Annotated in this window: 24 protein-coding genes and 3 tRNA genes; 12 read left to right on the top strand and 15 right to left on the bottom strand. The window is 25.3% G+C overall.

Annotated elements, in window-relative coordinates; all coding sequences use genetic code 11:
- Positions 1 to 4: 4 nt before the first annotated feature.
- Genes G4A98_01700 through flgB form a run of 4 tightly spaced genes read right to left on the bottom strand, consistent with a single transcriptional unit; the run spans position 5 to position 2,795 of the window.
- Positions 5 to 1,228, bottom strand: coding sequence for a flagellar hook protein FlgE (locus tag G4A98_01700; GenBank protein ID QIQ41925.1), 1,224 nt, complete (start codon positions 1,226 to 1,228; stop codon positions 5 to 7).
- A 35-nt stretch (positions 1,229 to 1,263) separates the two neighbouring features.
- Positions 1,264 to 1,956 (bottom strand): flagellar biosynthesis protein FlgD, encoded by a 693-nt coding sequence (locus G4A98_01695; GenBank protein QIQ41924.1) that lies wholly within the window; start codon positions 1,954 to 1,956, stop codon positions 1,264 to 1,266.
- A 9-nt stretch (positions 1,957 to 1,965) separates the two neighbouring features.
- Positions 1,966 to 2,376, bottom strand: coding sequence for a flagellar basal body rod protein FlgC (flgC, locus tag G4A98_01690; GenBank protein QIQ41923.1), 411 nt, complete (start codon positions 2,374 to 2,376; stop codon positions 1,966 to 1,968).
- A gap of 8 nt (positions 2,377 to 2,384) precedes the next feature.
- A complete protein-coding gene (gene flgB, locus G4A98_01685) occupies positions 2,385 to 2,795 on the bottom strand; it encodes a flagellar basal body rod protein FlgB (GenBank protein ID QIQ41922.1) in 411 nt (136 codons plus the stop codon).
- 273 nt (positions 2,796 to 3,068) lie between these two features.
- Here flgB and flgA point away from each other — a divergent pair, with 273 nt between their 5' ends.
- Together flgA and G4A98_01675 are read left to right on the top strand one after the other, a co-directional pair.
- Complete coding sequence (flgA, locus tag G4A98_01680; protein ID QIQ41921.1) at positions 3,069 to 3,749, top strand: flagellar basal body P-ring formation protein FlgA; 681 nt, start codon at positions 3,069 to 3,071, stop codon at positions 3,747 to 3,749.
- A 76-nt stretch (positions 3,750 to 3,825) separates the two neighbouring features.
- A complete protein-coding gene (locus tag G4A98_01675; protein ID QIQ41920.1) occupies positions 3,826 to 4,236 on the top strand; it encodes a flagellar biosynthesis protein FlgN in 411 nt (136 codons plus the stop codon).
- A 19-nt stretch (positions 4,237 to 4,255) separates the two neighbouring features.
- On the opposite strand, the gene pyrC is transcribed toward G4A98_01675, so the two are convergent.
- Positions 4,256 to 5,308 (bottom strand): dihydroorotase, encoded by a 1,053-nt coding sequence (gene pyrC / locus G4A98_01670; GenBank protein ID QIQ41919.1) that lies wholly within the window; start codon positions 5,306 to 5,308, stop codon positions 4,256 to 4,258.
- A gap of 256 nt (positions 5,309 to 5,564) precedes the next feature.
- Here pyrC and murJ point away from each other — a divergent pair, with 256 nt between their 5' ends.
- On the top strand, positions 5,565 to 7,100 hold the full coding sequence (gene murJ / locus G4A98_01665; protein QIQ41918.1) for a murein biosynthesis integral membrane protein MurJ: 1,536 nt from the start codon (positions 5,565 to 5,567) through the stop codon (positions 7,098 to 7,100).
- 117 nt (positions 7,101 to 7,217) lie between these two features.
- Positions 7,218 to 8,267: an OmpA family protein gene (locus G4A98_01660; GenBank protein ID QIQ41917.1), complete on the top strand. Its 1,050-nt coding sequence runs from the start codon at positions 7,218 to 7,220 to the stop codon at positions 8,265 to 8,267.
- Positions 8,268 to 8,292: 25 nt separating this feature from the next.
- Here G4A98_01660 and G4A98_01655 read toward each other — a convergent pair.
- A tRNA-Ser gene (locus tag G4A98_01655) sits at positions 8,293 to 8,377 on the bottom strand.
- A gap of 167 nt (positions 8,378 to 8,544) precedes the next feature.
- Here G4A98_01655 and G4A98_01650 point away from each other — a divergent pair.
- A tRNA-Cys gene (locus tag G4A98_01650) sits at positions 8,545 to 8,615 on the top strand.
- A gap of 14 nt (positions 8,616 to 8,629) precedes the next feature.
- Positions 8,630 to 8,713 (top strand) — tRNA-Leu (locus G4A98_01645).
- A 23-nt stretch (positions 8,714 to 8,736) separates the two neighbouring features.
- Here the strand turns inward: G4A98_01645 and rsmC are convergent.
- On the bottom strand, positions 8,737 to 9,747 hold the full coding sequence (gene rsmC / locus G4A98_01640) for a 16S rRNA (guanine(1207)-N(2))-methyltransferase RsmC (GenBank protein QIQ41916.1): 1,011 nt from the start codon (positions 9,745 to 9,747) through the stop codon (positions 8,737 to 8,739).
- 227 nt (positions 9,748 to 9,974) lie between these two features.
- Between rsmC and minC the strand changes: the two genes are divergently transcribed.
- The 3 genes from minC to minE are packed head-to-tail and all read left to right on the top strand — an operon-like array spanning position 9,975 to position 11,778.
- Positions 9,975 to 10,685: a septum site-determining protein MinC gene (gene minC, locus G4A98_01635; protein QIQ41915.1), complete on the top strand. Its 711-nt coding sequence runs from the start codon at positions 9,975 to 9,977 to the stop codon at positions 10,683 to 10,685.
- A gap of 26 nt (positions 10,686 to 10,711) precedes the next feature.
- Positions 10,712 to 11,524, top strand: coding sequence for a septum site-determining protein MinD (minD, locus tag G4A98_01630; GenBank protein ID QIQ41914.1), 813 nt, complete (start codon positions 10,712 to 10,714; stop codon positions 11,522 to 11,524).
- 2 nt (positions 11,525 to 11,526) lie between these two features.
- Positions 11,527 to 11,778 carry a cell division topological specificity factor MinE gene (gene minE, locus G4A98_01625; GenBank protein QIQ41913.1) on the top strand — a complete coding sequence of 84 codons (252 nt, stop codon included), beginning with the start codon at positions 11,527 to 11,529 and terminating at the stop codon, positions 11,776 to 11,778.
- 153 nt (positions 11,779 to 11,931) lie between these two features.
- Here minE and tsaB read toward each other — a convergent pair whose 3' ends face one another.
- From tsaB to zwf, 5 genes are all read right to left on the bottom strand, one after another.
- Entirely contained in the window at positions 11,932 to 12,597 is a 666-nt protein-coding gene (gene tsaB / locus G4A98_01620) for a tRNA (adenosine(37)-N6)-threonylcarbamoyltransferase complex dimerization subunit type 1 TsaB (GenBank protein ID QIQ41912.1), read from the bottom strand.
- A 37-nt stretch (positions 12,598 to 12,634) separates the two neighbouring features.
- The gene (locus G4A98_01615; GenBank protein ID QIQ41911.1) at positions 12,635 to 14,215 is read right to left on the bottom strand and encodes a TerC family protein; all 1,581 of its coding nucleotides are present in this window, start codon (positions 14,213 to 14,215) and stop codon (positions 12,635 to 12,637) included.
- A gap of 288 nt (positions 14,216 to 14,503) precedes the next feature.
- The gene (gene cspC, locus G4A98_01610; GenBank protein ID QIQ41910.1) at positions 14,504 to 14,713 is read right to left on the bottom strand and encodes a cold shock-like protein CspC; all 210 of its coding nucleotides are present in this window, start codon (positions 14,711 to 14,713) and stop codon (positions 14,504 to 14,506) included.
- Positions 14,714 to 15,059: 346 nt separating this feature from the next.
- Positions 15,060 to 15,938, bottom strand: a complete 879-nt coding sequence (htpX, locus tag G4A98_01605; GenBank protein QIQ41909.1) for a protease HtpX — start codon at positions 15,936 to 15,938, stop codon at positions 15,060 to 15,062.
- 187 nt (positions 15,939 to 16,125) lie between these two features.
- Complete coding sequence (gene zwf, locus G4A98_01600; GenBank protein ID QIQ41908.1) at positions 16,126 to 17,601, bottom strand: glucose-6-phosphate dehydrogenase; 1,476 nt, start codon at positions 17,599 to 17,601, stop codon at positions 16,126 to 16,128.
- Between the two features lie 290 nt (positions 17,602 to 17,891).
- On the opposite strand from zwf, the gene pyk reads away from it, so the two are divergent.
- From pyk to znuB, 3 genes are all read left to right on the top strand, one after another.
- Positions 17,892 to 19,334 (top strand): pyruvate kinase, encoded by a 1,443-nt coding sequence (gene pyk / locus G4A98_01595; protein QIQ41907.1) that lies wholly within the window; start codon positions 17,892 to 17,894, stop codon positions 19,332 to 19,334.
- A 1,103-nt stretch (positions 19,335 to 20,437) separates the two neighbouring features.
- Positions 20,438 to 21,154: a zinc ABC transporter ATP-binding protein ZnuC gene (gene znuC, locus G4A98_01590; protein QIQ41906.1), complete on the top strand. Its 717-nt coding sequence runs from the start codon at positions 20,438 to 20,440 to the stop codon at positions 21,152 to 21,154.
- A 36-nt stretch (positions 21,155 to 21,190) separates the two neighbouring features.
- On the top strand, positions 21,191 to 21,979 hold the full coding sequence (gene znuB / locus G4A98_01585; GenBank protein QIQ41905.1) for a zinc ABC transporter permease subunit ZnuB: 789 nt from the start codon (positions 21,191 to 21,193) through the stop codon (positions 21,977 to 21,979).
- 13 nt (positions 21,980 to 21,992) lie between these two features.
- On the opposite strand, the gene aspS is transcribed toward znuB, so the two are convergent.
- From aspS to trxB, 3 genes are all read right to left on the bottom strand, one after another.
- Complete coding sequence (aspS, locus tag G4A98_01580) at positions 21,993 to 23,759, bottom strand: aspartate--tRNA ligase (protein ID QIQ41904.1); 1,767 nt, start codon at positions 23,757 to 23,759, stop codon at positions 21,993 to 21,995.
- A 117-nt stretch (positions 23,760 to 23,876) separates the two neighbouring features.
- On the bottom strand, positions 23,877 to 24,095 hold the full coding sequence (gene infA, locus G4A98_01575; protein ID QIQ41903.1) for a translation initiation factor IF-1: 219 nt from the start codon (positions 24,093 to 24,095) through the stop codon (positions 23,877 to 23,879).
- Positions 24,096 to 24,195: 100 nt separating this feature from the next.
- Positions 24,196 to 25,155, bottom strand: coding sequence for a thioredoxin-disulfide reductase (gene trxB / locus G4A98_01570; protein ID QIQ41902.1), 960 nt, complete (start codon positions 25,153 to 25,155; stop codon positions 24,196 to 24,198).
- Positions 25,156 to 25,210: the final 55 nt, after the last annotated feature.

Below are 25,210 nucleotides of genomic sequence, written 5' to 3'. Positions count from 1 at the left end.
TAGATTATCGCAAATTTATTAATGTGTTAATTATTTTATCTTCTGTTTTAAAAGATTGTGCGTTCGATTGATAGTTACGCTGTGCTATAATCATATTTATCAATTCTTTATTCAAATCAACATTTGATGCTTCTAGCTTTTTGTGGTTTAAAATGACAAAGTTTTGATCACCAGATATTCCTATTATTTCTTCCCCTGATTCTGAAGTAGCAGACCATAGATTCCCACTTTCAGGTTCTAATTTCTCAGGATTAATAAATGTTGATAGTAATATCTGACCTATTTTTTGTTTTTCTTGATTTGAATATATTCCAATAATCTCACCATTTGGAAGAATACGAAATGTTTTTAGATTGCCTTGAGAATATCCATCTTGAGAAGATTCTTCAAAGAAGTTATCAGTATGAGGTTGTTCTGTCGTTCCAGTTAGATTAAGATTGATTGTTTGATGCTTTTCAGGGTTTGGTAATTCAATATTAAAATTTTTATTAGAAGTTAATAGCCCATCAGAGTTAAATATTAAATCAAAACTATTATGAATATTTTTTTCATCTTTAGCACTATCTAATTTTACATCAACTGTCCATTTATTTTTATCTGTTTTATTAAAAGACATTTTAATTTTTTCTTTTTGACCATCTTTATTATAGATGTCGATATAAGTAATACAAGATTCTGGTGCAGATAATTGATTATCAGCACTCTCTATATTTGCAATCGAATCAAAATTGCGATTTAAAATAGCTTTTAATTTTATTTCAGAAGTAGGTTTTTCTTTTAATCTATCAGCATGTTTTAAATTAATAGGTTCTAAGATCGATGCATTGTTAAAAGTATTTTTTGAAAAATATTGGTTTTTTCCAGTCAAATACATTCCTTGCATATTAACAATATTCTTATTTTTATCGAGTAAGAATTGACCATCTCTCGTATAATGTATATGACCTTGATTATCTAAAACACGGAAAAAACCGTTGGTTGTAATTCCTAAATCTAAATCTCTTCCAGTTTCAACAAGCATTCCGTTATTGAAATTTTGTATGATATTTGAAATTCCAACACCATATCCATTAGTAGTATTTGAATAAAACGAGTGAGAGAACATATCAAAAAAGATCGGTTTGCTAGATTTGTATCCTATAGTAGATGCGTTAGCGATGTTGTTAGATATAATATCTATACAATCACTACTAATTAGCAGGCCACTTATGGCTCCCATATCAGACATAAATTTACTCCTTTTATTTTTGAATAAAATTTTTTTTATGTAAGAATTTCAAGAATGTTTAAAGGTGTTGTTGTTCCTGCTTCTCCTAACTTAATAATAGGAATATTGGCAGACATAATAACACTATTTACTACTGCTTCACTTAGACTCTTAACACGAATATCTTCACCTTTTGTTTGAGCAACAACTACTATATTATATTTTCCAGTGTCTACACTTTGATCATTTAAATCTTTACCATCCCATAAAAAAGTATGTATACCAGGTTCAACGTTTGTTATTTTTTTTACGTGTAAAACTGTATTATTTTTATCTGTAATCTCTATTTTAACTGAATCAGCATTATCAAATAGCGCTATTCCAAATCTTGTTTTAGTATTTTTACTATGTATTATTTTTTCATTTGGTACTATAACATGACGTCCAATTAATGAAGATAATTGAAGATTTTGATTTTTATTAACGTGATTGGAGAATTGGATTGTAAAATTATTCAGTCTCTCAATTCCATTTGCTGTATTAATTTGAGCTAATTGTGACGTTAAATCAGAGTTTTTAATAGGATCAGTAGGATCTTGATTTTTAATTTGAGTAACTAATAACTTCAAAAAGTTTTTTTGTAAATTCAATGAATTAGTGTTATCTTGTAAATAATTACTATTATTTTTAATCAAATCATCGTGTACAGGTGGATTAACATTAGTTAAATTCGTATTAATAGTATTCATTTTTTCTCCTTATTCAAACATTGTCAATGTTTTTATTATCATACTCTTAGCTGTCTTTAATACTTCTATATTTGCTTGATAACTTCTTGCGGCCGAGATATTATTTACAATTTCTGTAATAGGATTTACGTTCGACGTTACAATGTAACCTTTTTTATTAGCCATAGGATTGTTTGGATCGTATAATACTTTCATAGGACTAGGATCATCTACTATAGCAGATATTTTTACCCCCCCTATTTTTGCATTTTTCAAAGAGTCTAATTCAAAAACAACTTTTTTTGCAACGTACGGGTAAAATTTTCCATTTTTATGTGTCATACTATCCATATTAGCTAGGTTACTAGCAATAATATTTATTTTTTGCGATTGAGCAGTCATCGCCGAACCTGCAATATTAAATATGTTCAGAAGAGACATGATCTATATTATCCTTGTAAAACGTGCATCATATTTTTAATTTCATTTTTCATAAATACTAAACTTGATTGATATTTGAAACTATTATTTATAAATTCAATTCTTTCTCTATCCATGTTGACTGTATTACCATCTTGCTTTATTTGATTTGTAATTACAGGTATAGTTTTTAATGAAAATAAATTTTCATGTTGAGCATTTAAATGATAAGGAGATGTTTTTTTTAAAAAAATATTTCTAGAATTCAAATTTTTTTTATTTAGCATTTTACCAAACTCATGTTTAAAATCAATATCTATTGATTTATATCCAGGTGTATCAGAATTGGCAATATTACTGGATAAAATCTCTTGTCTTTTAGCATAAAGATTTAATGCTTGTTGACTAAAGTTAAAAATTTGGTTTATTTTATCAAACATCTTGATATCCTTTAATCTCATATAGAAAAATTTTGTTAAAAAATATTAGTAATAATAATATTATTATTTTGTTTTTTAGAATATCTATTTTTTTATAAAAAATTTTTAATAAATATTAAAAATAAAAAAATATAAAAATTTAAATAGATTTATATTATACCTGTATTACAACATTTTGTACTAAGAAAATATTTTTTTAACGCTATTATTCTTTTAAACGCTATATTTATAAATCATTCAATAAACATAAATCAAGGAAAAAGAATAATAATAATGAAGATGATAATTTATTTTTTTTTATTATTGATATCTTTTGAAGTTAATTCTGTCGATTCAAGAATAGAAAAATTTAATTTTTTTGATTTAACTAAAGAATTAAATGTGTTTTTTAAAAAAGCATATCCTTTTAATAAAGATGATATCAGTATCATAGTACGTACTCCATTAAAAAAAAATATATATTGTAAAAAACCTACTTTTTCTTTTTTAAATAATTTTCATGATCTAGGTTTAACTGACGTTCTTTTAACGTGTAATCAAAAACATTATTATCTAAAAGTAGAAATTCAATCTGAAGGAGAGTATATTGTAGCAAATAGACAAATCCCTAGAGGTACGAAAATAACAGAAACAGATTTAAAAATTTTAAGAGGACGTTTAGATATATTACCCAATAATACCTGTCGTAAGAAAAAAGATGTTATAAACAGAATAAATTTGCGTGATTTTTTTCCCCTGCAACCAATAACATCGTCTATGACACGGCCACCTTGGTTAGTTACAATTAATCAGAAAGTTACTATTATCATCATTAGTAGTAATTTTACGATTTCCGATAAAGCCAAGTCATTAAGTAATGGAGCTAAAAATCAAAAAATACGTGTTAAAACAAAAACTGGAAAAATTATCAGTGGAATTATTAATAAAAATGGTGAAGTTATAGTCTCTCTATAAAAAAATTATTTTTTTTTGTTGATGTAATTATACGTTTATGTAAATATATTATATATATTTTTTTTTTAATATAAAAATGAAAAACTTAATAAATACAATAAAAAAAATAGAAATAATTTTATGTTCTTTAGAAGTGATATCAAAAAAAGAATATCATTCTTTATTAAATCCTGATAAATTTAATAATTTAGATATATTAAAAACAGTTAAAAAGAAAACAATGTTGTTCAAGACACTTACTATGTTAAATCAGGAGAGAAAATCTCTTGAAAAAAAATATAGTATTTTTGAACCTTATCAAAATATAGTTGAATTAAATAATGATTGGAATCAAATTATAAATAAATGTTTATCATTGCGCCAATTTAATCTTAAGAATAAAATTCTTATAAATAAGAAATTTTATTTAAATCAATACTTTTTAGAATTATTTTCATCGCACAAAAAATCTACGACTTATAATATTGATGGAAATATAAATATTTAATGCAAAAATAGTACATTTATCATTCATTTTCAAGAGACCAATTTAAAGTTTCACCTGATAAAAATGGAATTATTTTATCTGCTCCAATTCTTATTTTTTTTATAATTTTATACGGTTTTTTTACAATTGTTATAGTTTCTTTGTTAATAGGCATATTATAAAATCTAGCACCATTTTCAGAACAAAAAGATTGCAAATGTTTTAAAGCGTTCATTTCCTCGAATACTTTAACATAAGATAACAAAGAAGATGGTGCGTTAAATATACCAGCACATCCAAGAACATTAATTTTATTTTTATGAAGATGTGGTGCTGTGTCGCTTCCTAAAAAAAAATGTTTATATCCTTTAGATATAGCTTTTCTTAATGCTATTTGATGTATATTTTTCTTTAAAATTGGTAGACAATACAAATACGGTTTAACTCCACCACAAAACATATCATTACGATTTAGCATTAAATGATGCGGTGTAATAGTTGCTGATAGATAATTAAAATCATTTTTTTTAATGTATTCTACAGCTTCTTTAGTAGTAATATGTTCTAAAACTATTTTTAATTTTGGGAATTGTTTCCGCAAAGGTTTTAATATTGTCTGAATAAAATTTGCTTCTCTATCATAAATATCAATATTTTGATTACTCTCTTCACCATGAATCAGTAATGGCATTCCTATTTTTTCCATACACTTTAGAATAGAAGTAATATCACTAATTTTTTTTATACCTGTTTTTGAATTAGTCGTCGAATGATTTGGATATAATTTAGCTGCTATAAATATTTTTTTAGAGAATCCTAGTTCTAATTCTTGAGGTTTTGTAAAATTAGTTAAATAACACGTCATTAGTGGTTGAAATTTATAATTTACGTGCATTGATTTTAAAATTTTATCACGATAAGCAATACTTTTTAAACAATTTGTAATAGGGTTATCAAGATTTGGCATAATAATAGCTCGTTTATAAAATTTACCAGTGTAGTTAATGACTTTATCTAAAATTTCATTGTCTCTTAAATGTACATGCCAATCATCAGGTTTTTTAATTGTTATTTTTTTTATAAATTTAGACATTTTTCTTATTTTTTTTAGTTATAATTATTCAAATAATTTTGAAACTAATTCAACCATATTATTTTAATATTTATTTGAATTATTTTTATAAAAATGAATTTTTAATATAAAAAATTTTTATTAATAATTAATTTTATTTGAAAAAATTATACATTAAATATATATATTTTAATTAATTCAAAAAATTAAACCTAATTTTTAATTTTTTGTTTCTTGAAAAAAGTTAAAATTTTTTATGGTTATAGGTTAGTTTAGAATGAATCTTTTAAAATCTTTGCTATCAGTAAGCTTAATTACTTTAATATCTCGTATATTAGGATTTATTCGAGATATTTTAATTGCTAGTATTTTTGGTGCGTCTATTTTGACTGATGCTTTTTTTGTATCTTTTAAAATTCCTAATTTATTACGTCGTATTTTTTCGGATGGTGTATTTTCTCAAGCTTTTATACCTGTATTAATGGAATACAAATCCAATAGAAATGAAAAAGACGTCCAAGATTTGATTGCTTCCATATTTGGTTTTATGATCTTTTTTTTATCTTTATTAACTATTTTAGGAATATATTTTTCGCAATCTATAATTATAATTAGTGCACCAGGTTTTTTAAAGTTACCTAATAAACTAATGTTGTCTGCAAATTTATTAACAATAACGTTTCCTTATATTTTATTAATTTCTTTATCTTCATTTTTTTCATCTATTTTAAATAGTTGGAACTATTTTTCTATTCCAGCTTTTTCTTCAATATTTTTAAATATTAGTATCATTGTGTTTTCTATTTTTTTTAGTTCTTTTTTTCATCCTCCTATTATTTCTTTAGCATGGGCAGTCATTGTAGGTGGATGTATTCAATTATTTTATCAATTTCCATTTTTATACAATATCAATATGTTAGTTATACCCAATTTTAACTGGAATAATATTGGTCTTTTAAAAATTTTAAAAAAAATGGGTACTGCTATTTTAGGTGCTTCTGCTAATCAAATTTCTTTAATAATGAATACTGTTTTTAGCTCGTTACTTCATTCTGGAACGATATCTTGGATATATTATGCCGATCGATTAATAGAATTTCCAGTAGGTATATTAGGAGTATCATTAAGTACTATTTTATTTTCATCTCTTGCTAAAAAATACAGAAATAAAATATCATCAGAATATAAAAAATTACTTAATTGGGGTATACAAATTAGTTTAATTTTATCTTTACCAAGTTCAGCAATACTTTTTTTTCTTGCAAAGCCAATAATTACAGTACTTTTTCAATATGGAAAATTTACAGATTTCGATGTTTTAATGACAGAAAAAGTATTAAAATTATATTCTTTTGGTTTAACTTCTTTTATTTTAGTAAAAATTTTATCTTCTGCTTTTTATGCTTGTGAAGAAATAAATATTCCTATGAAGATTTCATTATTAACGCTTTTTCTAACTCAATTAATGAATCCAATTTTAATTTTTTATTTTCAACATGCTGGTCTTGCCTTGTCTGTTAGTATATCTAGCTGGATAAATTTTTTATTACTTTATTGGAGATTATATCAAAAAAATATCATAAATTTTAAATATAGTGAATTAATCTTTATTATATATATCATATTATCAACATTCGTAATGATTTTAATTTTATTTTTTGTATTACATATGATGCCTTTTTGGAATACTGGTTCATTTCTTAACAAAATTATTCGTTTATGTTTTGTTTTGTTAGTTTCTGGAATTACATATTTGTTTATGTTAAATTTTTTTGGAATACGTCTATTAAACGTTTCTTATAAAAGTTCTTGAATACAGTAATATTATATAAATCATATATCATTGATATATGATTTATATAATATTTATTATATAATATTATATACATTTTATATTTCTTATAATTCATCTAAAAAAATGGAGTTTCAAATGAAAAAACGAGCTCTTGCTATCGTATTGTTATTAGTAAGCCTAGTGACCTCCATTCAAGCTGAAGAAAACAATGGATGGTATTTAGGTACAAAAATGGGATGGTCTCATATTAATCCTTTAAAATACGATGTTAACAATTCTCAAGTTAGTAAGAACGATGATATTTTAACAGAAAATTTTAGCACACCAATTCTTGGGTTATTTTTAGGGTATGAATTGAATCCATATTTTTCTTTTGAAATAGAAAATGATACTAATGGTTTTTTTCCTTGTTTCATGTTTCAACAAAACAAGGAATATGCACAATCTAATAGTGTTCAATTAGCAACTAAGCTATCATATCCAATAACAGATGATTTTTATTTTTATACGAGATTAGGTGGAACAGTTTCATGGGATGATCTTACTTCTAAAAATAGTTTATATCACTTCTTTAGCAAGGACAGTGCAATTGTTCCTAGCGTTTCTTTAGGTGCTGAGTATATTTTTAATGAGAAGTTTATTACTAGATTAGACTATACTTGGAGAAATAGTATTAAAAACATATTAGCTTCATCTATTAAGCCTCCTTTAGGAGATGCAGTTCTGTCTATTGGATGGAAGTTTGGGAAATCAAATATTAGCAATGTTTTTTCATCTGATGATTCTGAATTATTAAATTCACAATACAGTGTATTAAATGAAAATATCAATTTTCCCTTTAATAGTACGGAATTAAAACCTATTGCTTATGATAAATTGAATAAATTAGAAGATGACATAAAAGATATGAAATTAAAAAACTTTTCTATTATTCTTTTAGGACATTCTGATAGAATAGGAAGTCGTGAATATAATCAAAAACTATCTGAAGATCGTGCTTATACCATCAAAAACTATTTAACATCTCAAGGTGTGGATAGAAATAAAATAACTGTGAAAGGATTGGGTAATTTATATCCGTTAACTAATCAGGTGTGTAAAGATATAGAAAACAAACCTTTACTAGTTAGTTGTTTGGCTCCGGATCGTCGTGTAGAAATTGAAGTATTATCTAATATTGAGTAAGCTTAACATATAATATATTAATTTTCGGAGAGAGAGAGATTCGAACTCTCGGACGATTTCTCGTCGGCGGTTTTCAAGACCGCTGCCTTAAACCGCTCGGCCACCTCTCCGATATAAATATATAAAAAATAGTTTAAACAAAATATAAACTTCATAGTAGATCATTATATTATTTATTGCAAAGATAATTTTATTTTATTTTGCATGTATCAGTGATTTTAAAATAATTAATTTTTTATTTGTAATTTTTATTTTTTTTTTCTATAATAATGTTATCGGCGTGTTGACAGATTGGATATGTAGCGGATTGCAAATCCGTATAACCCGGTTCGATTCCGGGATACGCCTATAAAATTTTTTATGCCCGGATGGTGAAATTGGTAGACACAAGGGACTTAAAATCCCTCGGCTTTATAGCTTTGCGGGTTCAAGTCCCGCTCCGGGTAATAAATAAAAATTCAAAAATTTTTTATAAAAACGCTTGATATACTTTATATTTACTTGTTTTTATTAAAATAAAATATTTTTTAAAAAATTTTTTTAATAGAAATTCATAGTTAAAACAACTATTAGTTACAAATCTTAACTCTCCTTTTATCGTTAAATATTTTCTAGAATAGTATATTATTTTTTCTGTTATTTTAAAATTTATCTTTAAATCACAATGAAAGGGTGGATTAGAAATAATTAAATCAAATTTTTTAAAAATATTTGAATATAAATCACTACATATGATTTCTCCTTTTAATTTATTAGCATCAAATGTGGCTTGACTACATTTTAATGCAAATATATTACTATCAACTAACGTTAACACTGCATTAGGTGAAAAATATAATAGAGCTGCCGATAAAAATCCTGTTCCACAACCAATATCTAAAACTTTTCCAGTTATTTTTGTTGAAAAAGTAGAAGCAAGCAATTTACTACCAGAATCTATTTTTTTATGACCAAAAACTCCTGGAAGTGATTTTATAATTAAGTTCTTCCATAAATGTTTTTTAAAAAAATCTTCTAATATAAAAACTATATTTTTTTTAATAAATCCTGACATTAGAATAGAATGTTTTGCGTTATCTATTTTTTTTAATTGAATCCATTTCTTTAAAATTAATGGTGCACTTCTTACTCCGCTAGAATTATCACCTACAATAAATATTGCAGTTTCAATAGGAAAAGATGAAATAATATTCATTAATTGAAATGTTGCTTCGGATTTATCTTTTGGCCAATAATAGATTATTGTATCACAGTTTTGGATCATTTCCTTAGAAACTAATAAATTGTTGTAAATAACAATATTCTTTAGTTTTTTTTTAAAATAGATATAATCGTTGTATCTTTGAAGATAGATTTTTTTACTGATAGTAAATAAATATAAAGGAAGATCGTCTTGTATATTTCCGGAAAAAAAAACTTTTTTTGTTTTAAATATTTTATCATGACGTAGTATGAGTTGACTATTTTTAGATAGTAACAAAATAATACTTTTCCTTATAAAGTTCAATGAATGTATATTTTTACAACTGTATTTATTGAAATATTTTTTTAGTGATTGAGTAATATTGGATATGTATATTGTTTTTAATATAAAATAGAAATTGTTATCACATAGTATTTGTACTATAATTTAATTGCATAAAATTTTATTAATTTTTATAATAAAAATTTTATCTGCATATAAGTCAATATTATTGAGCAATAAATATGCAAAAAAAATCCATCGAACTTAAAAGCAGCAATTTTACATTATTAGTATTGTATTTAAATAATCAGAATATTGATTTAATTAATCAATCATTATATAAAAAAACTCAAGAATGTCCAAAATTTTTTAAGAATGCACCTATTATTATCAATGTATCAAGATTGTGTAATATAGTAAATTGGAAAAAAATACAAGAAATTATCATTTCTCACGGTTTTTTCGTTGTAGGAGTCAGTGGCTGTCAGGATAGCATGTTAAAAAAAAATATAATTGATTCAGGACTTCCTATTTTATCAGAAAGAAAAAAAAACCAATCTAATTTTATTACTAATGTTTGCATTAATTCTACAAAAAATAAAAAAGAAATACTTAATAAAGTAGAAAAAACTCATATTGTAGATATACCTGTACGTTCAGGTCAAAAAATTTATGCTAAACATGCTGATTTAATAGTTATTAATAATGTTAGCGCAGGAGCTGAATTAGTAGCAGATGGAAATATTCATATTTATGGTATAGTTCGAGGTCGAGTACTAGCAGGTGCTAATGGAGATACATCAAGAAAAATTTTTTGTACAGGATTATTTGCTGAATTAGTTTCTATATCTGGCGAATACTGGTTATCAGACCAGATACCATCAGAATTTATTGGAAAATCAGCTCAAATTTATCTAAAAAATAAATTTTTAACTATCAATTCTCTCAGTTAAGTGTGTTTGTTTAAGGATATTTTCATATGGCACGGATTATTGTAGTAACTTCAGGGAAAGGAGGTGTAGGTAAAACTACTTCCAGTGCAGCTATTGCAACTGGTTTAGCAAAGAAAGGAAAGAAAACTATTGTTATAGATTTTGATATAGGATTAAGAAATTTAGATTTAATTATGGGATGTGAACGTAGAGTAGTATACGATTTTATTAATGTTATTCAAGGCGATGCAACGCTTAATCAAGCTATAATTAAAGATAAAAAAACAAATAATTTATTTATACTTCCTGCATCGCAAACTCGAGACAAAGATGCTTTAACACATACGGGAGTAGAAAAAGTTTTAACAGAACTTATAAATATGGAATTTGATTTTATTATTTGTGATTCACCAGCAGGAATTGAAACAGGTGCTGTTTTAGCAATATATTTTGCAGATGAAGCTATTATTACTACTAATCCCGAAGTTTCTTCAGTACGAGATTCTGATCGAATATTAGGAATTATTGCATCTAAATCGAAAAGATCTGAACAAAATAAAATACCTATAAAAGAATATCTTTTATTAACACGTTATAATCCTATACGTGTTAAAAAAGGAGAAATGTTAAGTATGACAGACGTTTTAGACATTCTACAAATACCTATAATAGGTGTAATACCTGAAGATGCATCTGTTCTTCGTGCGTCTAATCAAGGTGAATCGATAATATTAGATATAAAGTCAAATGCAGGAAAGGCTTACAGTGATACTGTAAATCGATTATTAGGTGAAGAACATCAACTCCGTTTTATTGAAGAAGAAAAAAAAAGTTTTTTACAACGTTTATTCGGGAGATAGGTATGGCTTTATTAGATTTTTTTTTATCCCGGAACAAAAATACTGCTAATGTTGCAAAAGAGAGATTGCAAATCATTGTTGCAGAACAAAGAAGATATAATCATGAACCAGATTATTTTCCAAAATTAAAAAGTGAAATATTATCTGTAATTTGCAAATACGTAAATATAGAACCAAATATGATAACTGTTCAATTAGAACAAAAAAATGAAGATATTTCTATATTAGAATTAAATATTATTTTACCTGATTAATTGTTTACAAAAAACATATCTTTTAAAATAAAAAAATATAAATTATAATTTATATTCTAATAATTTTTTACTAATTTAGTTCAATCAATACTGAAGTATACTTGATATTTCAGCATTGATTGTTTTCGATCTTATATTAATAATACTCTCTATCTAAAATATATTATACAAATAATTAATACTCTTTTCTTCAGAGCAGAACAATTTTTTGTTTTTTATTTTTAATAAAGCAAATGGTATTATATCTTTTGCGTTAGGAAGAAAGATTTGAGTTTGATTTATATGTAAATAATTTTGCAATTCAATGAATTGACATCCATCACCAACAACGGTCCATTTATTTTTTAAGTTATTGATTTGATTGATAATTAATTTTTTTTTTAGTAAAGCTTCAGTATGTTCTCCCATCCAAATAGATTGCTTGTTTCTTATATATCTCGCCCAATATACTTCTGTTTGTTTTGCATTTATTGCAACTATAATTCGTTTTTTTTTATATTTTCGCCATGCTTTTTCAGCCATAATTGCTAAAGTAGAAATACTGATTATAGGAATATTTAAACTAATAGATAAACTTTGTGAAATACTTGCTGCAATACGTATACTAGTGAAATTTCCTGGTCCTTTAGCATAAGCAATATAATTTAATTCTTGAAACTTTGTTTTAGTTTGAAATAATATTTTTTGAATCATAGGCAATATTTGTATAGTATGTTTTTTTTTACATTGTTCGGATAGAGAATAAATATATTTATTTTTATATATAGAAATTGAACAGCAATTAATCGAGCTATCAATTGCTAAAATTATATTAGACATGCTTTTCTCAAAAAATTAATTTTTAATTATGACAAAATTATTTATATATCTCTTGATTTTCATCTTTATTTTTAATAATTCTTACTAAATCAATACGGTATTCTGTTGCTTTAATAATATGAAAGTAAAAAGGATAAATATAAATTATTTCTCCTGGAAGCGGTAATTGACCTTTTTGTGCAATTAATAAACCTCCTAAAGAAGCATAATTATTTTCTTTAATTAATTCTTCAGTGTTGAGTAATTGTTGTAATGAATGCAAATCAGTTTCACCTTTTACTAACCAGCTATTATTTTCTTTTATAATATCAGGTGTTTCATCAGCATCTGGAAATTCTCCTGCTATGGCTTCTAAAACATCTAGGGGAGTAATTAATCCCTGTACTACTCCAAATTCATTACTAACAATTACAAAACTACCTTGAGCGCGACGAAGTACGCCAAGAAGTTTAATAGGATCGAGGGTATCTGGTATTATAATTGGTAAGATTTTACTTGAAAAAATAGATACATCTATTTTTTTTTCAATAGCTACTAATAATTCTTTAGCACGCACAATACCTATTATTTCATCTAGTTCTCCTTTACATACTGGAAATAAACTATGTGGTGTATCTAACAGCTGTATTCGAATCTCATCAGTATTTTTTTCTGTATTTACCCAAGAAATATTACTTCTCGGAGTCATAATACTTCTAATAGATCGTCCGGCTAATGTAAGAACGCTATTAATCATATATTTTTCTTCATCTTTAAATGTTTCCATTTCTTTTGAAGATTGAATAGAAGTGGCTTTTTTATCATTTTTTTTTATTTGTTCTGATTTTTTATTTTTACTATTTTCTCCTACCATTAATCGAAGTATAGCTTCAGCTGCTCTTTGTCTCATAGGTCTTCTAGATTGATTTTTCATAAAATTATGACGTGCTATTTGATTAAATATTTCAATCAATATTGAGAATCCTATTGCAGCATATAAATACCCCTTTGGGATGCAAAACCTTAATGCTTCTGTAACTAAACTAAAACCAATCATTAGTAAAAAACTAAGACATAGTACTACTACTGTTTGATGAAGATTAATAAAGTTAGTCAATGCTTTAGATGCTAGTAACATTAGTAGAGTTGCTATTATAACGGCTATCATCATAATTAATAACTGATTAACCATTCCAACGGCAGTTATTATTGCGTCTAAAGAAAAAACTGCATCTAATACGACGATTTGAATTACTACAGCCCAAAAACCTGCATAATTTTTATTTTCTGAATTTTCATGATGATTATTTTCTAATCTTTCATGTAATTCTATTGTAGTTTTAAATAGTAAAAAAAAACCGCCAAACAAAAGAATAATATCGCGTATCGATAAAGAAAAAAATTTATTATGAATTATAGGAGAATTAAGTGTTACAACCCAAGATATTAATGATAGTAGTGCTAAACGCATTACTAGAGCTAATCCTAAACCGATTAAACGTGCTTTATCTCTTTGATTAGGAGGCAGTTTTTCTGATAAAATTGCCACGAATATCAGATTATCAATTCCTAATACTACTTCTAGTATAACTAGTGTTAATAAGCCGGCCCAAGTTGACGGGTCTAAAAAAAACTCCATCAGAAAAACTCCATAAAAAATAGGATGTATCGATTTATTATATCTAGAAGATTAAAAAATATTTTTGATAAAACGAGTCATGTGAATGAATATATTTTGAAGAATTAATTTTTGAAGTTAGTACTTATTTACAATTATACTAAAATAACAGATATTTTTAGAGGTTAAAAAATTAATTTTTCAAAAGAAAAAAAATTTTTTATATAATAATATTTTTATTTAAAACTTAAAAAACAAAGTCCTCTGATTTTTTTATACAGAGGGCTTTTAAATCACGTATATGTTATTTTATATAGAAAAAACATTGATTGCAGCAGGACCTTTTTGTCCATCTTGAATTTCAAATTCAACATTTTGCCCTTCTGTTAATGTTTTAAATCCATTTCCTTGAATTGAGGAAAAATGAACAAAAACATCTTTACTTCCGTCTGATGGTGTGATAAAACCAAAACCTTTAGATTCGTTGAACCACTTAACTTGACCTTTAATCTTAGCCATTTTGTAACTTTCCTTAAGAATATTTTATCAGTCTTATTGCTAATTTACGTAGAAAATAGAAACATTTCTGTATAGGGCATGAATTTAAGATTTGGCAAGAGAAGCTATGTCAACGTCTTTACTCTAAACTTTTTTAAATTTAATATTCTATGCATAAACAGGATTGTAACGTATTTTTACCTAAAAAATTTAATTAATAATACAAAAATAATATTTTTATATAATATCATTGTTATATAAAAAAGCAAGTTTAAATTTATTTTAAAAATAGGTTGATATATTTATCGTTTTAATTTTCTTAATAGAAATATCAAAATATATTTCTATTAAGAAGAGTATATTTTAATTACATATATTCTTTATCATGTAATGCTTGTATTCTTTTCTCTAAAGAAGGATGAGATGCAAATAGTTTTAAAAGAGAGTTAGATTTACCGTTTATACAAAATGCAATGATACTATCAGATTCTTGAGGTTCGTGACTTTTTTTTAAACGATGTAAAGCGGCAATCATTTTTTCATGACCCACCATTTTTGCAGAACTAGCATCAGCATAAAATTCACGATGTCTAGAAAACCACATTGTAATAATACTCGCTAATACGCCAAAAATTAATTCTAAAAATGTAGAAATTAAAAAATATATTAATGGATTTTTTTCGTCCGTATTATTCTCACTTCGATTACTTGATATAACATTACTTATAATTTGTGAAAAAATACGAGATATGAAGATTACGAAAGTATTAACAATACCTTGAACTAATGTCATAGTAATCATGTCACCGTTTGCAATATGACTAATTTCATGAGCAATTACAGCTTCTGCTTCGTGATGAGTCATATTTTCTAATAATCCTGTAGAAACAGCAATTAGGGCAGCATTACGACGTGCACCAGTTGCAAATGCATTAATATCAGTTGCATGATATACTGCAATTTGGGGCATAATAATACCTTTTTGAATAGACTGTTTACGGACAGTATTAACAAGCCAATTTTCTATTTCATTTCGAGGGTGAATTATAACTTCACCATTGACAGATCTCAATGCAATCCATTTTGATAAAATCAATGACAAAATAGAACCACTGAAACCAAATAGACCCGACATAATTAACAAACCGTAAATATTATTAGACTGTATACCTGTTAGAAAAAGAATCAGTCCAAATATTAACATAACTGCTAAATTAGTTAATAAGAAAAGAATAATACGTATCATAAGATATTATCTTCCTCGATTAGAAAAATAAGTATTTCATATAAATTTAAAATTAAATATTTTTTAATGTGAAAATATATAAATTTCTTTATATTATTGTTTATTTATAAAAATATTAAAAAATTAATTTTTAAGCTATCATAGTTATCTTAATTAAGTCAAGATAGATAAATTTTTTAAGATTTTTTTAATTAAATTTATACCAATAACGATTGTCATGAGCCAGTAGTAAATCTGAATTTTTAGGTCCCCAAGTTCCCGATTTGTATAATTGAGGGCGATTATTTTTAGAGTGTTTCCACCCATCTATAATTGGATCTATCCATTTCCATGCTTCTTCTACTTCATCACGACATACAAATAAAGATTGTACACCTCTCATGCTTTCAAATAATAATCTTTCGTAAGCATCAATTAAATTTTTAGAGTACTTTTGATGAAAATCACTAGATTTTAGTTGAGAACTTTCTAATTTATATTCTTGTTCTAATCCTGGGATTTTATTCATAAAATCAAATTTAATATTTGCGTTTGGTTCTAAACGTATAATCAATTTATTTTGCAATAATTCTGTTGTTGAACTTTTAAATAAATTTTTAGGAATTTTTTTAAAAAAAACTACAATTTCAGAATATTTTTGTGCTAAACGTTTTCCTGTTCTCAGATAAAATGGAACACCAGACCATTTCTTAATATCAAGATCGACTTTCATAGCAATAAAAGTTTCAGTTTGACTGTCTTTATTGGCACCATTTTCTTCTGAATAAGATAGTACTTTTTTTCCTTTAATAAATCCAGAACAATATTGTCCTCGAACAGTTTTTTGATTTATATTATGAACATTAATAGGATTTAGAGAACGTAATATCTTGACTTTTTCATCCCGAATGCTCTCAGAAGTAATATTTTTTGGCTGATCCATTGTAAGAATTGTTAAGATTTGTAAAAGATGATTTTGTACCATATCTCTCGTTTGTCCCATCACATCAAAATAATTCCATCTTCCTTCAATTCCTACTTCTTCAGAGACAGTAATTTGAACATGATCAATTGTTTTATTGTTCCAATTATGAAAAAAAAATGAATTAGCAAACCGCAAAGCAAGAAGATTAAGTATTGGTTCTTTCCCAAGATAATGATCAATACGAAAGATTTGTGATTCTAAAAAATATTTAGCAATTTGATTATTAATTTTTTTTGATGTTTCTAAACAAATTCCTAGTGGTTTCTCTAAAACTATACGTGATGGAATAAGATTTAAATTTGCATTTCCTAAACCCGTAAAAATAGAATTTAATGTATTTGGTGGAACTGCACAATAATACATAATTATATTTTTTTTTTGATGTAGTATTTTTTTTAATCTGAAAAAATGTAATGGTTCATAAACATCAATATTACAAAAAGATATACGAGAACTCAGTTTTTTCCAAATAAAGTTATCAATTTCTTCATTTAAAAAATTTTTGATTTCTGTTGTTACTATTTTTGTGTAATCTTCTGTACTCCAGTTAGCACGACCAGCAGCAATGATACGTGTATGTTGATGTATTTTTTTAGATTTTTCTAATTTATATAATGCAGGTAATAGTTTTCTTTTTGTCAAATCTCCTTTAGCACCAAAAATCACTAAATCGCAAGCTTGATTTGTTTCTATAATCATAATCTTCTCTTTTTTAAAATTTAAATATAAAATTTAGAGTTTTAATGCAATAATTCAAATAATGATATTTTCTATAAGAAATTTATAAAATTTTTAAGATACACACGAAAATTTTTTTTTAACGTGGTATCAATTAATATTTTTTATTTTTTATAATATTTTTTTTATAAAAATATTTTTTATTAATTTTACTAAATAACTTAATAAATACAAATAAAATATTTAATACTTACTAACATTTAAATAAAAGTATAGAATTTCTTAAAAAAACTTTAAAAAGGCGTATTTTTATGTTGAATCGATTAAGAAGAACAAAAATTGTTGCTACTTTAGGACCTTCGACAGATATTGATAACAATTTAGAAAAAATCATTTGTTCTGGTGTAAATGTTCTGCGATTTAATTTTTCTCATGGATCAGAGTATGAACATAAATTAAGAGCAAATAAAGCAAGAAAAATTATGAAAAAATTAAATTGCCACATTGCATTACTGGGTGATTTACAAGGTCCTAAAATTCGAATTTCTAAATTTAAAAATCATAATATTTTTTTAAATATCGGTGATTTTTTTATATTAGATGCAAATTTAGGGAAAGATAATGGAACTCAAGAACGAGTAGGTATTGATTACAAACAATTACCATATGACTTAAAGGTAGGTGACGTATTATTATTAGATGATGGAAGAATACAATTAAAAGTTATCAAAGTAACTGATGACGAAATATTAACAAAAGTTACTATAGGTGGAATTCTTTCTAACAATAAAGGAATTAATAAATTAGGCGGTGGTTTATCTGCCAATGCATTAACTGAAAAAGATAAAAAAGACATCATTCTTGCGTCTGAAATTGATGTGGACTATTTAGCGATATCTTTTCCACGATGTAGTCATGATTTAAAACAAGCGAGAAAATTATCCGTTGAATCTGGAAGCAACGCTAAAATTATTGCAAAAATAGAACGTGCTGAAGCGGTATTAAATCAAAATACTATAGAAGATATAATCTTATCATCAGATGCAATTATGATAGCAAGAGGAGATTTAGGTGTAGAAATCGGAGATTCTGAACTAGCAGGTATTCAAAAGAAATTAATTAGAACTGCTAGACAATTAAATAGAATAGTAATTACTGCAACACAGATGATGGAATCCATGATTATAAATCCACTACCTACTCGTGCAGAAGTTATGGATGTAGCTAATGCTGTTTTAGATGGTAGCGACGCGGTTATGCTTTCAGCTGAAACAGCATCTGGTAAATATCCATCTGAAACTGTTATAAAAATGGCAAAGATTTGTAAAGGTGCGGAAAAAGTACCTAGTATTAATATATCCAGACATCGTCTTAATGCACAATTTGATAACATTGAAGAAGCAATTGCTATGTCAGCTATGTATGTTGCTAATCATTTAAAAGGAATAACTGCGATTATAACAATGACAGAATCTGGTAAAACTGCTCTTATGACATCTAGAATTACATCTGGACTACCTATTTTTGCGTTATCAAAAAATAAAAAAACTTTAAATTTAGCTACTCTTTATCGAGGTGTTACTCCTCTATTTTTTGATAGTAAGAATAATGGGTTCGAAGCTGCTAATGAAGCAATTATTCTTTTACGTAATAAAGGATTTTTGTGTAGTGGTGAATTAGTTATTATAACTCAAGGTGATATTATGGGGAGGATAGGAAAAACTAATACTAGTAGAATTTTGAAAGTGTTTTAATATTTTTTGCATTTTTTTTATACGATTTTTTTTTATTTTTACTATATATATAATTTCAACTAAAATCTTCTTGATATGCATATACTGATTTATATATTAATGTCTATTTTTTCATTAATATTTAAAAAATATTTATTGTGTTAAAATATGCTTTTATAAATTCTTCATTACCGATAATAGAAAATAGCAATCTTTTAAAATACAGATACATATATTCTTCAATAATGCATAATATGATAATTTTCTAAATCAAGCAATGTGGATTTAATTCTAAAGAAATTTTGTGTTTTTTGAAGTTAAAAGCTTTATAAAAAATATTTTATATAAGTTATTGTTAAGAATCTGAGATAAAAATAATATTTTTATTGAAATTTTTTAGTTTTACATCTAATAATATAGTTATATTTTTTAATTAGTTATGTTAAATATTATAGTAAATTTTCAACTTATTATAAATTTTTTAAAAATCTATTTATTGCTAAAAATTTTAAATCATTTTATTAAAAATATATTTATTTGAAATTTATATATGTAACATACTTTTAAAAAAATAAAAAAAGTATTTTATATTTTGTTCTATTTCTAATTTTATCGATTAAAGTATTTATCATCCATTATGTACTGATTATATAATTTATAAGAAATATTGTAATTAATTACTTTTACCTGTAACGTTTATTAATTCTCAAAGTATAAGTATATCTTGATTAATATTTATTATATGTACAATATAGATTCATAATATTTATATTAAATGTTAATAATTACATAGCTAAAATTAGTGTTATCTAATCTTGATAAGCTAGGTACTGTATTTTTTAACAATTATTAATCCTTTTAAAAAAATATTTATAACTATCTTTAATTTTAGAATGGCTCAAAAATAATTATTTTTAGTTCTTTTTACAGAATAATTTTTCTGTATTGTATATAAAAAATAGTTTTAATATTCTAACTACGACTATATAAAAAAATTTAAAAAAATAATCAATTAATCAACTAATGATTGATATAATGTTTTTATTTTTTAATGTAATATTGATGTTCATCTTAAAAAATATATCCTATAATATTATCATTAACAAAATAGTCTATAAAAATATATGTTTGAATTTATAACATTGAAAAACGTTTGTGTAAATTTATCCAATCGTTCTATTCTTACTAATATATCGTTATCTTTGATTCCTAATCGCGTTCTTACCTTAATTGGTCCTAATGGAGCTGGAAAATCTACTTTAGTACGTATTATTTTGGGATTAATCAAACCTAGTTCCGGTTCAATTATTCGTGTATATAATTTATCTATTGGTTATGTACCTCAAAAATTAAATCTGAACACTTTATTACCTATTACAGTTGAACGATTTATGCAATTATCTCAAAGATCAAATAATATAAAAATATCGGAAATGTTAAAACGTGTAAAAGCAGAATCTTTAAAATTTTTTCAGTTACAAAAGTTATCTGGTGGAGAAATGCAGCGAATTCTACTAGCTAAAGCTTTGTTAAATAAGCCTAATTTACTGGTTTTAGATGAACCTACACAGGGAGTAGATATAATGGGACAATTAGCTTTATACGAACTAATTAATGAAATTCGACACGAGCTAAAATGTTCTATTTTAATAGTATCTCATGATCTAAACTTTGTTATGGCTAAAACAGATGATGTAATTTGTTTGAATAATCATATTTGTTGTTCTGGAACACCGGAAACCGTTTGTAATAATTTAGAATTTATTTCTATATTTGGTTTAAAACGTGTACAAGAATTAGCAATTTATCATCATGACCATAATCATGTACATAATTTTTAAATATACAATAATATAATTCATAATAGAGTGATTTTTATGTTTGAACTAATTTTTCCAGGATGGTTGGCAGGTGTTATACTAGCTTTAACAACTGGTCCATTAGGTTCATTTATAGTTTGGCGTCGTATGTCATCTTTTGGTGATACCTTATCACATTCTTCTTTACTTGGCATAGCAATATCTATTGCGTTTAATATTAATTCATTTTATGCTGTTTTTATTCTCATGAGTTTAATTGCAATTATTCTAGCATGGTTAGAAGAATTACTACCGGTTTCATTAGAAACTATAATAAGTATAATCTCGCATAGTTCTCTATCTTTAGGAATGGTTTTTATTAGTTTACTTCCTACTAAAAAAGAAATCAATATTACAAATTATTTATTTGGTGATTTGTTATCCGTCACTAAACATGATTTAATTATTATTTTAATAAGTAGTATACTAATACTTAGTGTTTTACTTTTTCGTTGGAATGTGATTTTATCTGCAACTATTAATGAAGAATTAGCTCAAATAGATGGTATAAATGTTTTTTCTGCTCGTTTAACTATTATGTTAATGACTGCATTTACTATTGCGATAGCAATTAAATTTGTAGGTGCATTATTGATCACTTCTTTGTTAATCATCCCTCCTGCAACTGCACAACATTTTTCAGGTTCGCCAGAAAAAATGGTCATTATCGCTATAATAGTAAGCATTTTGTCTGTCACAGGAGGATTATACTTATCTGTTTTTTATAATACACCATCTAGTCCATCTATTGTTTTATGTTCTGTTTTCTTATGTTTATTAAGTAATATAAAAAAATGTATCTATTAAGAAAACAAAATCTTTAAAGATTATCTTTTAAAATTTTTATAGATAATTCTTGTAGTATTAAGTTATCTACTGTTCCAGGAGAATCAGTCATTAAACATGTTGCTGAAGTTGTTTTTGGAAAAGCAATCACATCTCTAATATTTTGACTTTTAGTTAAAAGCATTACTATTCTATCTAATCCTAAAGCTATTCCTGCATGTGGAGGAGCGCCATATTTCAATGCTTCTGTTAAAAATCCAAATTTTTCATTTTGTACTGATTTTTTGATTCCAATAATATCAAATACAGTTTTTTGCATATCAACATCGTGAATGCGTACTGAACCTCCACCAATTTCATAACCGTTTATTACAAGATCATAACTATCTGAAATAGCAAGTTCAGGTGAATGCGTTAATTTTTTTATATCCATATTTTTTATAGCAGTAAATGGATGGTGAATAGAAGAAAAATTTCCGTTAATATCTTTATTAAACATAGGAAAATTTACTATCCAAACTGGTTTCCAGCTATTTTGTTTAGTAATGTTAAAATCAATGCCTATTTTTAAACGTAACATACCTAAAGATTTATTAACAATAGGTTCTTGATCAGCAATTAAAAATAATATATCTCCGTTTTTTGCTTGACTTTTCTTAATAATTTTTTTTAAAGTAATTTCATCTAAAATATATTTCATAGAACTATCAATACCTGTACATCCAATATTATTTTCTATTATTTTTATATAAAATAATTTTTTTGCAGCAAACTTTTGTATGTATTGAGTATAAGTTTTAATTTTTTTTCGACTTATATCTGAACCTTTAGAAATACATAACAATGCTATTCGATTATTTTTTTTAGGATCGAGTTTAAAAAATAATAGAAATTTTTTATTTTTAAAAATAGTAGATACATCAACAATTTCAATTGGATTTCGTAAATCAGGTTTATCTGTTCCGTATTTTTTCATTGATTGATAAAAAGATATTTTAGGAAATTTTTTTAAAGTAATATTTATTATTTTTGACCAAATTTTTATTATAAGATGTTCTACTAGACTACGAACTTTTTGAGCGTTCATAAAAGAAACTTCAATATCAATTTGTGTGAATTCTGGTTGCCGATCTGAACGTAAATCTTCATCACGAAAACATTTTACTATTTGATAATATCTATCTATACCAGAAATCATTAATATTTGTTTGAAAAGTTGAGGAGATTGAGGTAATGCATAAAATTTTCCGATATGGTTTCGACTGGGTACTAAATAATCTCTAGCACCTTCTGGTGTAGATTTTGTGAGAATAGGAGTTTCGATATCTATAAAATTTTTTTTTGTCATAAAATTTCTTATTAAATAAGTTATTTTACTTCTTATTTTAAGATTGTCTAAAATATCAAAAGAACGCAGATCTAAATATCGATATTTTAATCTTGAGTCATCATTATTTTTTTGTGTATAATTTAATGGCAATGATTTTGATGTGTTTAAAATATTTAATACATTTGCTAATACTTCGATTTCTCCAGTGCTAATTTTTACATTTTTATTTCTTTCTCCTCTTTTTTTCACTATTCCAGATACTTGGATGCAAAATTCATTTCTTAAATTTAAAGCTTTTTTAAAGATTAAATTATTTTTTAATTCAAAAATAACTTGAACTAGACCCGTATAGTCTCTCATATCAACAAAAATAAATTGACCAAAATTTCTTATTTTATGGACCCAACCACATAATGTAACTGTTTTATTTAAATGAATTATTCGAATGTTTCCACAATATTTAGTGCGCATAAATTCTCTTTAAAATTTTTTTGTTTTATTTTTTTAGAAGATTTATTAAATAGATAAGTTTTTAAGAAGTGAAGTTATTTTTCAGAAAATAAATGATTGTTTTATATAAGGTTACTATTAACGACTTCTAAAAATAATTCTTCCTTTAGTTAAATCATAAGGTGTTAATTCCACAGTAACTTTATCTCCTGTTAATATTCTAATATAATTTTTTCTCATTTTTCCAGAAATATGTGCTGTAATAACATGTTTATTTTCTAGTTCAACGCGAAACATAGTATTTGGTAATGTATCTATTACGACTCCTTGCATTTCAATATTTTCTTCTTTAGACATACGATTCTCGTAAACATATTAATAAAGTATTAAATTAATTATAACAGATACTAGTCATTTTGACTAGTATGTTTTTATAATGATTTTTAGATGTATTTTTTTACTCTATGGAATTAAGATAACGTTCACTATCTAGTGCGGCCATACAACCACTAGCAGATGATGTAATCGCTTGTTTATATACATGATCTATTACGTCTCCTGCAGCAAACACACCAGGAATACTTGTTTGAGTGTAATTTCCATGTGATTCACGCATTACTTGAATATAACCATCTTTTATTTTTAACTTATTAATAAATATACTTGTGTTAGGAATATGCCCTATTGCTACAAATAGTCCAAGAATCTGAATTTTTAATTCTTTTTTTTCTTCTAAAATTTTTTGTTCAATTAACAAACTTGTAACTCCAGAAGAATTTCCTAATATATTTTTTATAGTAGAATTAAAGTAAATGATTATTTTTTGATTTTTTATTTTTTTTTTTAATCTATCAATTAAAATTTTTTCAGCACTAAAATTAATTCCACGATGTATTAAATAAACTTTTTTAACAAAATTTGATAAATATAATGTTTCTTCTATAGCTGTATTACCTCCACCTACTACTGCAACATCTTTATTTTTATAAAAAAATCCATCACATACAGCACATGTTGAAACGCCCTTTCCCTTAAAAATATTTTCTGATTGTAATCCCAAATAACGAGGATTTGCTCCAGTAGCAATAATAACTGAATCAGCAGTATATTTATAATTTTCTCCTATTAAAAAAAAAGGTTTTTTTTCAAAATCCACTGAAATTATATTATCAGAAACAATTCTAGTATTAAGTTGAGCGGCGTGTTGATACATGCGTTCCATTAATTCTGCACCACTTATTTTATTTGCATCTCCTGGCCAATTTTCAATTTCACAGGTATTCATTAATTGCCCGCCTTTATTTGTTCCAGTAATTAAAATAGGGTTTAAATTAGCTCTAGAAGAATATATTGCTGCCGTATATCCTGCGGGACCAGAACCTAAAATAATTATTTTACTGTGCTTCATATCATACATTTAAAATGTCCTAAAAAGAAATATCTCTGTAATTAAGTTGATTGAAAATATAATA

The organism is Buchnera aphidicola (Microlophium carnosum) (genome assembly GCA_011752475.1).
In the GTDB taxonomy this organism is placed as follows: domain Bacteria; phylum Pseudomonadota; class Gammaproteobacteria; order Enterobacterales; family Enterobacteriaceae; genus Buchnera; species Buchnera aphidicola_BG.
The sequence above is the reverse complement of the archived record's forward strand: the minus strand, read 5'-3'. Positions and strand labels throughout refer to the sequence as shown.

What these genes read in the sequence shown, in the direction of transcription:
- G4A98_01700 (QIQ41925.1), bottom strand. Translation starts at nt 1,228, where the DNA reads ATGTCTGATATGGGAGCCATAAGTGGCCTGCTAATTAGTAGTGATTGT.
- G4A98_01695 (QIQ41924.1), bottom strand. Translation starts at nt 1,956, where the DNA reads ATGAATACTATTAATACGAATTTAACTAATGTTAATCCACCTGTACAC.
- flgC (QIQ41923.1), bottom strand. Translation starts at nt 2,376, where the DNA reads ATGTCTCTTCTGAACATATTTAATATTGCAGGTTCGGCGATGACTGCT.
- flgB (QIQ41922.1), bottom strand. Translation starts at nt 2,795, where the DNA reads ATGTTTGATAAAATAAACCAAATTTTTAACTTTAGTCAACAAGCATTA.
- flgA (QIQ41921.1), top strand. Translation starts at nt 3,069, where the DNA reads ATGAAGATGATAATTTATTTTTTTTTATTATTGATATCTTTTGAAGTT.
- G4A98_01675 (QIQ41920.1), top strand. Translation starts at nt 3,826, where the DNA reads ATGAAAAACTTAATAAATACAATAAAAAAAATAGAAATAATTTTATGT.
- pyrC (QIQ41919.1), bottom strand. Translation starts at nt 5,308, where the DNA reads ATGTCTAAATTTATAAAAAAAATAACAATTAAAAAACCTGATGATTGG.
- murJ (QIQ41918.1), top strand. Translation starts at nt 5,565, where the DNA reads ATGAATCTTTTAAAATCTTTGCTATCAGTAAGCTTAATTACTTTAATA.
- G4A98_01660 (QIQ41917.1), top strand. Translation starts at nt 7,218, where the DNA reads ATGAAAAAACGAGCTCTTGCTATCGTATTGTTATTAGTAAGCCTAGTG.
- minC (QIQ41915.1), top strand. Translation starts at nt 9,975, where the DNA reads ATGCAAAAAAAATCCATCGAACTTAAAAGCAGCAATTTTACATTATTA.
- minD (QIQ41914.1), top strand. Translation starts at nt 10,712, where the DNA reads ATGGCACGGATTATTGTAGTAACTTCAGGGAAAGGAGGTGTAGGTAAA.
- minE (QIQ41913.1), top strand. Translation starts at nt 11,527, where the DNA reads ATGGCTTTATTAGATTTTTTTTTATCCCGGAACAAAAATACTGCTAAT.
- tsaB (QIQ41912.1), bottom strand. Translation starts at nt 12,597, where the DNA reads ATGTCTAATATAATTTTAGCAATTGATAGCTCGATTAATTGCTGTTCA.
- G4A98_01615 (QIQ41911.1), bottom strand. Translation starts at nt 14,215, where the DNA reads ATGGAGTTTTTTTTAGACCCGTCAACTTGGGCCGGCTTATTAACACTA.
- cspC (QIQ41910.1), bottom strand. Translation starts at nt 14,713, where the DNA reads ATGGCTAAGATTAAAGGTCAAGTTAAGTGGTTCAACGAATCTAAAGGT.
- htpX (QIQ41909.1), bottom strand. Translation starts at nt 15,938, where the DNA reads ATGATACGTATTATTCTTTTCTTATTAACTAATTTAGCAGTTATGTTA.
- zwf (QIQ41908.1), bottom strand. Translation starts at nt 17,601, where the DNA reads ATGATTATAGAAACAAATCAAGCTTGCGATTTAGTGATTTTTGGTGCT.
- pyk (QIQ41907.1), top strand. Translation starts at nt 17,892, where the DNA reads ATGTTGAATCGATTAAGAAGAACAAAAATTGTTGCTACTTTAGGACCT.
- znuC (QIQ41906.1), top strand. Translation starts at nt 20,438, where the DNA reads ATGTTTGAATTTATAACATTGAAAAACGTTTGTGTAAATTTATCCAAT.
- znuB (QIQ41905.1), top strand. Translation starts at nt 21,191, where the DNA reads ATGTTTGAACTAATTTTTCCAGGATGGTTGGCAGGTGTTATACTAGCT.
- aspS (QIQ41904.1), bottom strand. Translation starts at nt 23,759, where the DNA reads ATGCGCACTAAATATTGTGGAAACATTCGAATAATTCATTTAAATAAA.
- infA (QIQ41903.1), bottom strand. Translation starts at nt 24,095, where the DNA reads ATGTCTAAAGAAGAAAATATTGAAATGCAAGGAGTCGTAATAGATACA.
- trxB (QIQ41902.1), bottom strand. Translation starts at nt 25,155, where the DNA reads ATGTATGATATGAAGCACAGTAAAATAATTATTTTAGGTTCTGGTCCC.